Here is an 11,694-nt window from a genome sequence, read left to right on the forward strand (position 1 = left end):
GTATCTCGCCGGCGCCTTCCATATTGCAGGCCGCTATCATGAAGTGGCAGTAGCTTGATAGCTTCACAGAAGCTTCTTTTTGTTTAACGAGGATCCCATGAGTCAAAACACGTCCGTTCCCGAGCAGATGCTTGCCGAGTTCCATCAGATCGAGGAACAGATGGCAACGCCTGAGGTGCTGTCGAGCCCCGACAAGCTCCGTTCGCTCGGCCGACGCTACTCCGAGCTAGGCCGCGTCGTGCGCGTGTACCGGGAGTGGCTGACGGCTCGTGACGATCTCGCTGAGGCAAAGGAAATCGTGGGTCTCGGTGGCGAGGACGGCGAGTTGTTCGCGGCTGAGCTTCCCGGTCTCGAGATGCGTTTCAACGATCTTGACGACGAGCTTCGCAACGTTCTCATCCCACGCGACCCCGACGACTCCCGCGACGTCATTCTTGAGGTCAAGGCAGGCGAGGGCGGCGAGGAGTCGGCCCTGTTCGCAGGCGACCTGTTCCGCATGTACACGAGGTACGCGGAGATCAAGGGATGGCAGACCCAGATCCTGTCCGCAACCGAATCCGACCTCGGTGGCTACAAGGTCATCCAGGTTGCCATCAAGAGCCCCCAGCCTCCGGAGGATCCGGCCGAAGGCGTGTGGGCGCACCTGAAGTACGAGGCGGGCGTGCACCGGGTTCAGCGCGTGCCCGTGACCGAATCCCAGGGCCGCATCCACACCTCCGCAGCTGGCGTTCTCGTGTTCCCAGAAGTTGACGACCCGGGTGAGGTCGAGATCGATCCGAACGATCTACGCATCGACGTCTACCGTTCGTCCGGCCCCGGTGGCCAGTCGGTCAACACGACCGACTCCGCCGTTCGCATCACCCACATCCCCACCGGCATCGTGGTCTCCATGCAGGACGAGAAGTCACAGCACAAGAACCGCGACGCCGCCATGCGAGTCCTGCGTGCCAGACTCCTGGCTGCCCAGGCAGAGGCGGCTGCCGCCGAAGAGGCGGAGCAACGCCGTTCCCAGGTCCGCACCGTCGACCGTTCCGAGCGCATCCGCACCTACAACTTCCCCGAGAACCGCATCTCGGATCACCGCACCGGCTTCAAGGCCTACAACCTTGACACGGTCCTCGGTGGCGAGCTTGGTCCCGTCATCGATTCGGCACGTGAGCTGGATGAGCGGGAGCGCCTGGAGCACGCGGGAGAGTGACCTGGCGGAACCTGACGGCGCGCGCAAGCACCACGCTGGCACGCGCCGGAATCGAGTCACCAACCGCTGATACTCGCAGGTTGGCGGAGCACGTCGCTGGCACCAGCCTCCTGCTTGCACCGGATCCGACCCCGGAACAGGTTCGAGAGTTCTTCGAACTCGTGGATAAGCGAGCTCAGCGAGTTCCGCTCCAGCACCTGACCGGCGTCATGTACTTCCGCAACCTGGAACTACCGGCAGAACCCGGGGTCTTTATCGTGCGCCCAGAAACTGAACTCGTGGCGGGCGCCGCCATCGACGCCGCACGCAAGATCCCCGACCCGCTCGTCGTTGATCTGTGCACCGGATCGGGAGCCATCGCGATCTCGATAGCAGATGAGGTCACGGGAGCGCGCGTCGTCGCTGTTGAACTCGACGAGCACGCTTTCCAGGCGGCCTCACGAAACGCGGCACCCTACGGTGTCGAGGTGCGCCAGGGTGACGCTCGTGTTTCCTGCGAGGACCTCGTTGGACTCGTCGATGTCGTCGTGTCGAATCCCCCGTACGTTCCGTTCCGGGAGCTTCCCGCCGAGGTGGGACAGGACCCGGATCTTGCCCTGTGGGGTGGGGGAGAGGACGGGCTCGAGATCCCACGGGCACTTGTGGCTCAGGCACGCAAGCTCCTGAAGCCCGGCGGGGTCCTCATCATGGAGCACGACGATACTCAGGGGCCGGCCCTGGTCGAATGTGCAGTAAGCCATGGAATGTCCGGCAGGACTGAACGAGATCTTGCGGGGCGAGACCGGTTTTTATACGCGGTATGAGAAAGTAGATGACGTGGATATTCGAGACTGTATTTCCGATAGTGGCGCACTGGATGCTGCATCCGTCGCCGTCTCCAATGGGAAGCTCATTGTGCTCCCAACGGACACCGTTTATGGGATTGGGGCGGATGCCTTCAACCCCGCGGCCGTCTCCAACCTCCTCGCCGCCAAGGGCAGGGGCAGGCAGATGCCGCCGCCGGTGCTGGTTGGAACCAAGGACACAGCCGAAGCACTTGCCGAGTCCCTGCCGCAGGAGGCGCGGGACCTCATCGAAAAGTTCTGGCCCGGTGCCCTCACCCTCATCGTCAACGCACAGCCGTCGCTGGCGTGGGACCTGGGCGAGACCCACGGAACCGTGGCGCTTCGCATGCCGGACAGCGAGGTCGCACTGAACCTCCTCCAACGCACGGGACCGCTCGCAGTATCCTCCGCGAACGTGCACCAGCAGCCAGCCGCCACGACCATCGACGAGGCGACCAGCATGCTGGGCGAGTCCGTTGGCCTCTACCTGGATGGTGGCAAGGCCGGTGGTGGAGTGGCCTCCACGATCGTTGACGTGACATCCAAGCCCGCCAAGATTCTCCGCCAGGGAGCCATTTCCCGCGAGGACATCGCGGCAGTCGTCGAACTCGAAGAGCCCGTCGAGCCGTGAGAGTCTATCTACTTGTCATGCTGATTGCCGCGGCAGTCACCTACTTTATGGTGCCTGTGGTTCGGCGAATCGCCTTGGCAAGTGGAGCTATCACGCAGGTGCGTGACCGCGACGTGCACACTGTGCCGATTCCGCGACTCGGGGGAGTGGCGATGCTGATTGGCTTGGCGGTGTCCTTCGTCGTCGCCAGCCAAATCCCCTATCTCAGTCAAGAGTTCTTCGGTGGCTCGCTCGCGTGGGGCATCCTCGCTGGCGCCGCACTCATGTGCCTCGTCGGAGTCATCGACGACATCTGGGAACTGGACTGGTACGCGAAGCTGGCGGGCGAGATCCTTGCGGCGGGTGTCATGGCGTGGCAAGGAGTCCAGTTCGTCTCGGTTCCCGTGTGGGGACTGACCGTTGGTTCGACGAGACTCACCCTGTTCCTCACGATCATTGTTGTCGTGGTGGTCGCCAACGCCATCAACTTCATTGACGGCCTGGATGGTCTCGCGGCAGGAGTGGTCGGCATCGCCGGACTCGCCTTCTTTATCTACACCTACATGCTGACCCGCGAATCCTCCCCAGGTGACTACTCCTCGATCGCTGTGGTCGTGGTCGCGGCCCTCGTTGGCATCTGTCTCGGCTTCCTACCGCACAACTTCAATCCAGCCACGATCTTCATGGGGGACTCCGGCGCCCTCATGCTCGGCCTCGTCTGTGCCGCAGCCGGCATCGTCGTGACCGGTCAGATCGACCCGAGCATCGCCACCAACCGCACCATCCCGGCATTCATGCCGATAGTGCTGCCGATCGCGATCCTCATCATCCCGCTCCTCGACTTCGTCTATGCGGTGCTGCGCCGCCTATCGAAGGGCCAGTCGCCCTTCACTGCGGACTCCGGTCACCTGCACCACCGCCTCCTGCGCGCAGGCAACTCCCACCGCGGCGCCGTCATGGTCATCTACGTGTGGTCCGCACTCTTCTCATTCCTTGCTGTCGGGCTCTCCATGTTCGACCCCAAGCCCGTCCTCATCATCGGAGCCATCGGACTCCTCCTCGCACTCGGGTACACGAAGTTCGAGATGAAGGGGGCGCCAAAACGTGCAGTATCAGCGACAAGGAAGTCGGAATCTGCGACAGCGCAGGCGGGCTCTTCTGCAAGCGATCCCAGAACTGCGGAGCCGCAGAAGGTCGCCGCTGTGCCCGTACCAGCATCGCTCTCGAACAAGGCTGAGCACGGACCGCTCATCGATCGCGACACGGATCCTGCAGTCGTATCGTCTGGTTCACCTGCGACTCAGCCCGCGCTGGGAACCGCAGATCAATCTAGGGAATCTGAGTACTCAGAGATAGCGGCAGGGGAATCAGAGAACAAGGATGGCGCGGAAGGCGATAGCCTGACGACCTTTCAGAGCCTGCGAAGGCTCTTCGACAAGCCCGCCGCGAAACCGCGTGATCGTGAACCTCGCACGGATGCGTCGAATCCCGCGTCGAGTTCAGATGATGAGGGGGAGGAGCTGTGAGGAAGAAGCAGCGCGAACCCGGGTACGTGCCAACAGGCCTGGATCTGTACAAGTCCATCTCCCTCCGCACGCTGGTTGCCTACGTTGTTCTCGCAATCGTGGGTGGCATAGCCGCCTACGCGGCCGGTGGAGAGCCAGCTCTGTGGGGCGTTTTGCTCGGAATCGGCATTGCCGGGCTCGCAATGGGTCTCACTTTGACGGTGATGATACTCACAGAGAAGAACCCCAGGATCAACGACATGGCGGTCATGCTGGGTGGATATCTGTTCAAAATAGTCGCACTTTTTGTCGTGTTTGTTGCTCTTCAAGGGTTCAGCTTCTTCTCAGAAATCGCGCTATTCCTAGGTTTTGGGGCCGCTATCATCGTTTCGCTTATTGTCGACACCTGGACCATCGCAACCACTCGGGCGTAGGACATTCGTCCCGAAATACGGCACAGGGACTCACAATACTTGTTCTCTTTCCGGTACGATGAAACTCGTCCGCATGAGCTGGCCAGTTCTGTGTCGAACAAAGACACCAGCTCATCCACCATTCAAGTTTTCTTGGGGGCCATCCTGTTCGCAAACGCCTCGTTTGAGCTCGTAGCCCAGGCCGGGCGTTTCCGTCTCGCAGCGGAAGAGTCCGGTTTCCACGCACCGACGATGGACGAGTTTTACCCCGACGCCTACCTGTTCGAGGGAACTCCGTTCGCCATCAACCGCATCATCATGGCCCGCCTCATCGCGGTCGCGGTTCTCGCAGCCATCTGCATCCTTTACGCGAAGCGAGCCAAGCTCGTTCCCGGTCGTGCACAGGCAGCCTTCGAGTTCGTTCTCGACTTCATTCGCAAGTCCATTGGTTACGAGGTTCTCGGTGAGGAAAAGGCGGGTCGTTACCTTCCTGCTCTCGCCACCATGTTCCTCGGCATCCTCTTCATGAACATCACGGGTGTCATCCCTGGGCTGCACATCGCGTCGACGTCGCTGATCGGTATGCCGATCATCTTCGCCCTCTTCGCTTACATTCTCTTCATCGTGGCGGGTATCCGCGTGCACGGTGTGGGTGGCTATTTCAAGTCGCAGCTCATGCCCGCCGGCGTTCCGAAGCCCGTCCTCATTCTTATGACTCCGATCGAGTTCCTGTCGAACTTCATTGTTCGCCCGGCAACTCTCGCCATTCGTCTTCTCGCCAATATGGTGGCGGGTCACCTCCTGCTGGTGTTGTGCTTCGGTGCAACTCACTACCTGTACTTCTCGATGGGCGGTGCCGTCGGCATCCTCAGCGGCTCCGTCACCCTCCTGGGTGGTATTGCCGTTGTCGTCTTCGAGATCCTGGTAGCGGGCCTGCAGGCTTACATCTTTGCGCTTCTTGCGGCAGTGTACATTTCACTGTCCATTGAAGAGCACTGAAACTTGGGTCAACCACTCAACAACAAAGGAAACAGGAAATTATGGAAACAGTCGTCGGTAACATCGCGACCATCGGTTACGGCCTCGCTGCAACCGGCCCTGCTATCGGCATCGGCATGCTCGTCGCCAAGACGCAGGAAGCTTCTGCTCGCCAGCCCGAGATCAAGTCGTTCCTCCGTGTCAACATGTTCCTCGGTATGGCGTTCGTTGAGGCCCTTGGCCTTATTGGCTTCGCCGCTGGGTTCGTCTTCTGATCATGAACAACAGCGCCGAGTGGTTCAACTGGGACCCCTCGCTGCTCGTTCCGGCCTCCTATGACCTCCTCTGGGGCACGGTCGCATTCGTCATTGTTGCGTTTGTTGTCTACAAGAAGGCATGGCCGACCTTCATCTCGCTGCTCGATGAGCGTCGAGAGAAGATCGAAGATGGGCTTCTGGCAGCCGAACGAGCACGAGAAGAAATCAAGGCCGAGCGCGAGCACCTTGCCGATGAGGTAACAGCTGCACGCAAGGACGCCGCACGCATCCGTGAGGACGCTCAAGAGAACGCGAAGGCAATCATTGCTGACGCTCGTTCGAAGGCAACCACGGAGGGTCAGCGCATCCTCGAATCGGCACAGCGCCAGATCGAAGCTGACCGCATCGCGGCAGAGTCCTCACTGCGTACTGATGTTGGTTCGCTCGCCACGACCCTCGCTGGTCGAATCGTGGGAGCCAACGTGGCTGACAGTGATGTTTCGCGTCAGGTCGTTGACCGCTTCCTCGACGAACTGGAAGCATCAACCCCCGCGAACACGGAGGCATGATGAGACTGGGCAGCGAGCAAGCACTCCAGCGTCTTCTCCACACGTGGGAAGGCGTCGTCGCTAACCGCCCCGATGCGGCAATTGGGTGGGCGCAGGAGATCTTCGCGGCAGGCACTGTCCTCGAATCTGAGACGGCACTGACCCGAGCGGCGACCAACCCGGCCAGCCCGGGCCAGTCGCGCACCGAACTCATGAACAGCGTGTTCGGTGGCAAGGTGTCCGGAGAGGTCCTCGACCTCCTCGGTGGCCTCGCACGGGACTCCTTCAAGGATTCCGAGGACCTCGTGGAGGCAGTATCGCGGGCGGGAGTGGAGACGCTCTTCATGTCCGCGCAGTACGCCAACAGACTGCACGACGTGGAAGAGGAGCTCTACCGCGCCAGCCGAGTCTTAAGCGAACAGCGTGAGCTGCGACGGACCCTGGACGACAAGAGCATTGATGCTGGCCGCCGTCAGGGCCTTGCTCGCCAAGTGTTTGGTAGCTGGAGCCCCGAAACGGTCGCCCTCCTCGAGCATGGGGTGGAATCAGACCAGCAGATCATTCACCAACTACGGCGCTGGATTGGGGATGCGGGACGCAGGAGTGAACACCTGGTCGCCATCGTCACAGCCGCCCAGCCCCTGGAAGCTGACCAGGAGGAACGCCTCACGGCACTCCTGGCAAAGCGCTACGGAAAGCCCGTGGAGATCCACGTCGGCGTCGATCCCGCCCTCATCGGTGGCGTCCGTATCGCGATTGGTCCTGACGTCATTGACGGCACCCTCGCTTCCCGCATCAAACACGTGAAGTCCGTTTTCGCGGACTAGAAGACTACCGCGGTAACCCGCAAAGAAAAGGAATATCAATGGCTGAGCTGACAATCCAGCCCGAGGACATCCGGGCAGCGCTCGACAGTTTCGTCAATAGTTACGAACCTGCCGAAGCAGTCTCGGAAGAGGTCGGTCACGTCACCATGACCACTGACGGGATTGCCCGCGTAGAAGGCCTTCCCGGCGCCATGGCTAACGAACTACTCCGGTTCGAAGATGGCACTGAGGGCCTGGCCATGAACCTCGAAGACCGCGAGATCGGTTGCGTGGTTCTCGGTGACTTCTCCGGTATTGAAGAGGGCCAGGAAGTCCGCCGTACCGGTAGGGTGCTCTCCGTCCCCGTTGGCGACGGATACCTGGGCAGGGTCGTGGACCCGCTCGGACAGCCCCTCGACGGTCAGGGCGAGATCCAGGGCATCGAGGGTTCCCGCGCTCTCGAGCTTCAGGCACCTGGTGTTATGGCACGTAAGTCCGTGCACGAGCCCCTCCAGACCGGTCTCAAGGCTATCGACGCCATGATCCCCGTTGGTCGCGGACAGCGCCAGCTGATCATTGGTGACCGCCAGACCGGCAAGACCGCTATCGCGATCGACACGATCCTCAACCAGAAGGCAAACTGGGACTCCGGCGACCCGAACAAGCAGGTTCGCTGCATCTACGTCGCCGTCGGCCAGAAGGGCTCGACCATTGCTTCCGTGCGTGGCGCACTGGAAGAGGCCGGTGCCCTCGAGTACACGACGATCGTTGCCTCCCCGGCTTCCGACCCCGCAGGCTTCAAGTACCTTGCCCCCTACACCGGCTCCGCCATCGGCCAGCACTGGATGTACGGCGGCAAGCACGTCCTCATTATCTTTGACGATCTGTCGAAGCAGGCCGAGGCCTACCGTTCCGTTTCGCTGCTGCTCCGCCGCCCGCCGGGCCGTGAAGCATACCCCGGCGACGTCTTCTACCTGCACTCCCGCCTGCTCGAGAGGTGCGCAAAGCTCTCCGATGAGCTCGGTGGTGGCTCCATGACCGGCCTGCCGATCATCGAGACCAAGGCCAACGACGTGTCGGCATACATCCCGACCAACGTCATCTCCATCACGGACGGCCAGATCTTCCTCCAGTCCGATCTGTTCAACGCGAACCAGCGCCCCGCGGTCGACGTCGGTATCTCCGTGTCCCGCGTCGGTGGTGACGCCCAGATCAAGGCCATGAAGAAGGTGTCGGGCACGCTGAAGATCACGCTCGCTCAGTACCGAGCGCAGGAAGCCTTCGCGATGTTCGCATCCGACCTGGATGCTACGACGCGTCGTCAGCTCACCCGTGGTGAGAGGCTCATGGAGCTGCTCAAGCAGCCCCAGTACACGCCGTACGACATCGAAGATCAGGTCGCATCCGTGTGGGCCGGCACCAACGGCTACCTGGATCCCATCCCGGTTTCTCAGGTGCACGAGTTCGAGGCCGGCATGCTGGACTACCTGCGTCACAACACCTCTGCCCTCGCGACCATTCGCGACACCGGCAAGCTCGAGGATGACACTGTTGAGGAACTGCGCCGCGGCGTTGAGGAATTCCAGAAGGAGTTCATCGCAGCCAAGGACGTTGACCTGACCGAAGCTCCTGAGGAAGAGGCCGAGCAGGAAGTCGAGCAGCTCGTCCGCTCGAAGAAGGGCTAACAGTGGCTGGTTCGCAGAGAGTTTTCAAGCAAAAGATCCGGGCCACGAAGACCCTTGAAAAGGTCTTCCGCGCCATGGAGCTCATTGCGGCATCGAGGATTGGCAAGGCGCGTGAAAAGGCGCAGGGCCAGGACCCCTACACTCTTGCGCTCATCCGCTCCATTGGCACCGTCGCATCCAGCGTTCACGATCTCGATCACCCGCTCATTACCCCTCGGACAGACACGAACCGTGTCGCCGTCCTCATCATCACCTCGGACCGCGGCATGGCGGGTGCATACTCGTCCTCCGTGCTGAGGGAATCGGAAGCACTCCTCGAGAGGCTCCGCGACGAAGGCAAGGAACCGGTCGTGTTCGTCTACGGACGCCGCGGCGAGTCCTACTTCAGGTTCCGCAAGGTGGAGATGGCACGGGTGTGGACGGGCTCCTCGGACAACCCGACACCGGACGTTGCGCAGGAGATCGCGGACGAACTGCTGGGACGGTTCCTCGCGGACGCCGACGAGGGAGGGCTCTCCGAACTCCACGTCGTCTTCACCCGCTTCGAATCGATGGTGAAGCAGGTCGTGCAGGTTCGCCGCATGCTTCCCCTCGAAGTTGTTGACGCGGATCCGGACGCGGAAGAGGAAGAGGCTCCTCTGTACGAGTTCGAGCCGGGACCGAAGGAACTGTTCGACGCGCTTCTGCCCATGTACTTGTCGCAGCGCATCCACGGGCAGCTCCTCATGGCTGCCGCATCCGAACTCGCGGCACGCCAGCAGGCAATGCATGCAGCCACCGATAACGCGAAAGAGCTTATCGAGGACTACACGCGCCTTGCTAACAACGCTCGCCAGGCCGAGATCACGACAGAAATTACCGAGCTTATTTCCGGCGCTGACGCGCTGGAGAATGCCAGCTAGACCACCCGGCCGATGGCCAAGTGAAGGAAGAAAGAATGACTGCCACTACCGAGACGGGCGTTGGCCGGATTGTCCGCGTCATCGGCGCCATCGTCGATGTCGAGTTCTCCCCGGACCAGCTTCCGGCACTCAACAACGCTCTCACCACTGAGATCGATCTGTCCGCCATGGGTGGTGAGAGCTCGACCCAGAAGATGACGCTGGAGGTTGCTCAGCACCTGGGCGACAACATCGTCCGCACCATCGCTCTCAAGCCCACCGACGGACTCGTGCGCGGTGCGAAGGTTCAGGACACCGGCGAGCCCATTACGGTTCCCGTTGGCGACGTGACCCTCGGCCACGTGTTCAACGTGACCGGTGATGCCCTCAACCTCGCCGAGGGTGAGACGCTGGAGATCAACGAGCGTTGGCCCATCCACCGCAACCCACCCCACTTCGACGAGCTCGAGTCGAAGACTCAGATGTTCGAGACCGGCATCAAGGTCATCGACCTCCTCACCCCGTACGTGCAGGGCGGCAAGATCGGCCTGTTCGGCGGCGCCGGCGTGGGCAAGACCGTTCTCATCCAGGAGATGATCCAGCGCGTGGCTCAGGACCACGGCGGTGTATCGGTGTTCGCTGGCGTGGGTGAGCGTACCCGTGAAGGTAACGACCTCATCGTCGAGATGGAAGAAGCGGGCGTGTTTGAGAAGACCGCCCTCGTCTTCGGCCAGATGGACGAACCGCCGGGCACGCGTCTGCGCGTCGCACTGTCGGCTCTGACGATGGCGGAATACTTCCGTGACGTTCAGAAGCAGGAGGTGCTGCTCTTCATCGACAACATCTTCCGCTTCACCCAGGCAGGTTCCGAGGTGTCGACCCTGCTCGGCCGCATGCCTTCCGCCGTGGGCTACCAGCCGACCCTGGCCGACGAGATGGGCCAGCTGCAGGAGCGCATCACCTCCGTCCGCGGCCACTCGATTACCTCCCTGCAGGCAATCTATGTTCCCGCCGATGACTACACCGACCCGGCACCGGCCACCACGTTCGCGCACCTCGATGCGACGACGGAGCTTTCGCGTGACATTGCGTCCCGTGGTCTCTACCCGGCTGTGGACCCGCTGGCTTCGACCTCTCGTATCCTCGACCCGCAGTACGTGGGTCAGGCGCACTACGATGTCGCTACCCGCGTGAAGTCGATCCTGCAGAAGAACAAGGAACTTCAGGACATCATCGCCATCCTCGGTGTTGACGAACTCGGCGAAGAGGACAAGGTCACGGTTGCGCGCGCACGCCGCATCGAGCAGTATCTGTCGCAGAACACCTACACGGCCGTGAAGTTCACGGGCGTTGAGGGCTCCACCGTTCCCGTTGATGAGACCGTCGAAGCGTTCCGCAGGATCTGCGAGGGCGACTACGACCACGTTCCGGAGCAGGCCTTCTTCAACATCGGTGGCATCGAAGATCTCGAGCGTCGCGCTCGTGAGCTCGAGGAAGAAAACCGATGAAGGTCGACATCGTCGCTCGCTCTGGTGAGCAGTGGAGCGGTGAGGCCGACTCGGTCACCGTTCCCGCTTTCGAGGGCGAACTCGGTATTCTCGAGAACAGAGAACCTCTACTTGCTGTGCTCCGTCCCGGAACAATCCGGGTAGGATCAGGCTCAGAGGAGAAAAGCTTCGAGATTCCGCAGGGATTCGTGGTTGTCGACTCCAATGTCGTCACGATCGTTGTGGATGATGGGGGAGTAGACCACTTCAACATGGAGGACTTCTCTTCGTCTTACTAGATTGGAAAGCCTATGAATGCCCCGGCAATCGTTACGAGTATCATCCTGGTACTTCTCGCGGTTGCCGGGGCATTCGTCTTGTGGGCGATCATCCGTACCCGCGCACTGTTCCGCAGGGTCGGTTCTTTTCCGTGTGCGATCAGCGCGCCAAACTGGCTCTTCATAATTGAGTGTGTAGCGGGCGTTTTGCGCGTCGTGGCATG

At 61.4% G+C, this 11,694-nt stretch carries 13 protein-coding genes; all 13 read left to right on the forward strand.

The annotated features are described in order from the left end of the window. Positions 1-97: 97 nt before the first annotated feature. The 13 genes from prfA to QMB98_RS04125 all read left to right on the forward strand — a co-directional run bounded on the left by prfA (position 98) and on the right by QMB98_RS04125 (position 11,491). Positions 98-1,198 carry a peptide chain release factor 1 gene (prfA, locus tag QMB98_RS04065; RefSeq protein ID WP_371684383.1) on the forward strand — a complete coding sequence of 367 codons (1,101 nt, stop codon included), beginning with the start codon at positions 98-100 and terminating at the stop codon, positions 1,196-1,198. Next, positions 1,195-2,001 (forward strand): class I SAM-dependent methyltransferase, encoded by an 807-nt coding sequence (locus QMB98_RS04070; RefSeq protein ID WP_371684384.1) that lies wholly within the window; start codon positions 1,195-1,197, stop codon positions 1,999-2,001. Before prfA ends, QMB98_RS04070 begins: the two co-directional genes overlap by 4 nt. Before the next feature lie 13 nt (positions 2,002-2,014). Further along, positions 2,015-2,653, forward strand: a complete 639-nt coding sequence (locus QMB98_RS04075) for an L-threonylcarbamoyladenylate synthase (protein ID WP_371684385.1) — start codon at positions 2,015-2,017, stop codon at positions 2,651-2,653. Next, positions 2,650-4,158, forward strand: a complete 1,509-nt coding sequence (locus tag QMB98_RS04080; protein ID WP_371684387.1) for an MraY family glycosyltransferase — start codon at positions 2,650-2,652, stop codon at positions 4,156-4,158. The genes QMB98_RS04075 and QMB98_RS04080 overlap by 4 nt, the downstream gene beginning before the upstream one ends. Next, positions 4,155-4,571 carry a hypothetical protein gene (locus tag QMB98_RS04085; RefSeq protein ID WP_371684390.1) on the forward strand — a complete coding sequence of 139 codons (417 nt, stop codon included), beginning with the start codon at positions 4,155-4,157 and terminating at the stop codon, positions 4,569-4,571. Before QMB98_RS04080 ends, QMB98_RS04085 begins: the two co-directional genes overlap by 4 nt. Before the next feature lie 90 nt (positions 4,572-4,661). Then, positions 4,662-5,549: a F0F1 ATP synthase subunit A gene (gene atpB / locus QMB98_RS04090; RefSeq protein ID WP_371684391.1), complete on the forward strand. Its 888-nt coding sequence runs from the start codon at positions 4,662-4,664 to the stop codon at positions 5,547-5,549. Positions 5,550-5,590: 41 nt separating this feature from the next. Further along, positions 5,591-5,803 (forward strand): ATP synthase F0 subunit C, encoded by a 213-nt coding sequence (atpE, locus tag QMB98_RS04095; RefSeq protein WP_054952485.1) that lies wholly within the window; start codon positions 5,591-5,593, stop codon positions 5,801-5,803. Positions 5,804-5,805: 2 nt separating this feature from the next. Further along, positions 5,806-6,354, forward strand: a complete 549-nt coding sequence (locus QMB98_RS04100; RefSeq protein ID WP_371684392.1) for a F0F1 ATP synthase subunit B — start codon at positions 5,806-5,808, stop codon at positions 6,352-6,354. Beyond that, entirely contained in the window at positions 6,354-7,160 is an 807-nt protein-coding gene (locus tag QMB98_RS04105) for a F0F1 ATP synthase subunit delta (RefSeq protein WP_371684393.1), read from the forward strand. Before QMB98_RS04100 ends, QMB98_RS04105 begins: the two co-directional genes overlap by 1 nt. A gap of 38 nt (positions 7,161-7,198) precedes the next feature. Then, a complete protein-coding gene (atpA, locus tag QMB98_RS04110) occupies positions 7,199-8,824 on the forward strand; it encodes a F0F1 ATP synthase subunit alpha (protein ID WP_371684394.1) in 1,626 nt (541 codons plus the stop codon). Between the two features lie 2 nt (positions 8,825-8,826). Further along, complete coding sequence (locus QMB98_RS04115; RefSeq protein WP_371684395.1) at positions 8,827-9,726, forward strand: F0F1 ATP synthase subunit gamma; 900 nt, start codon at positions 8,827-8,829, stop codon at positions 9,724-9,726. Between the two features lie 35 nt (positions 9,727-9,761). Then, positions 9,762-11,213: a F0F1 ATP synthase subunit beta gene (gene atpD, locus QMB98_RS04120; RefSeq protein WP_371684396.1), complete on the forward strand. Its 1,452-nt coding sequence runs from the start codon at positions 9,762-9,764 to the stop codon at positions 11,211-11,213. Further along, complete coding sequence (locus tag QMB98_RS04125) at positions 11,210-11,491, forward strand: F0F1 ATP synthase subunit epsilon (protein ID WP_371684397.1); 282 nt, start codon at positions 11,210-11,212, stop codon at positions 11,489-11,491. The genes atpD and QMB98_RS04125 overlap by 4 nt, the downstream gene beginning before the upstream one ends. Positions 11,492-11,694: the final 203 nt, after the last annotated feature.

The sequence above is a fragment of the Flaviflexus sp. genome (assembly GCF_041440645.1).
In the GTDB taxonomy this organism is placed as follows: Bacteria; Actinomycetota; Actinomycetes; order Actinomycetales; family Actinomycetaceae; genus Flaviflexus.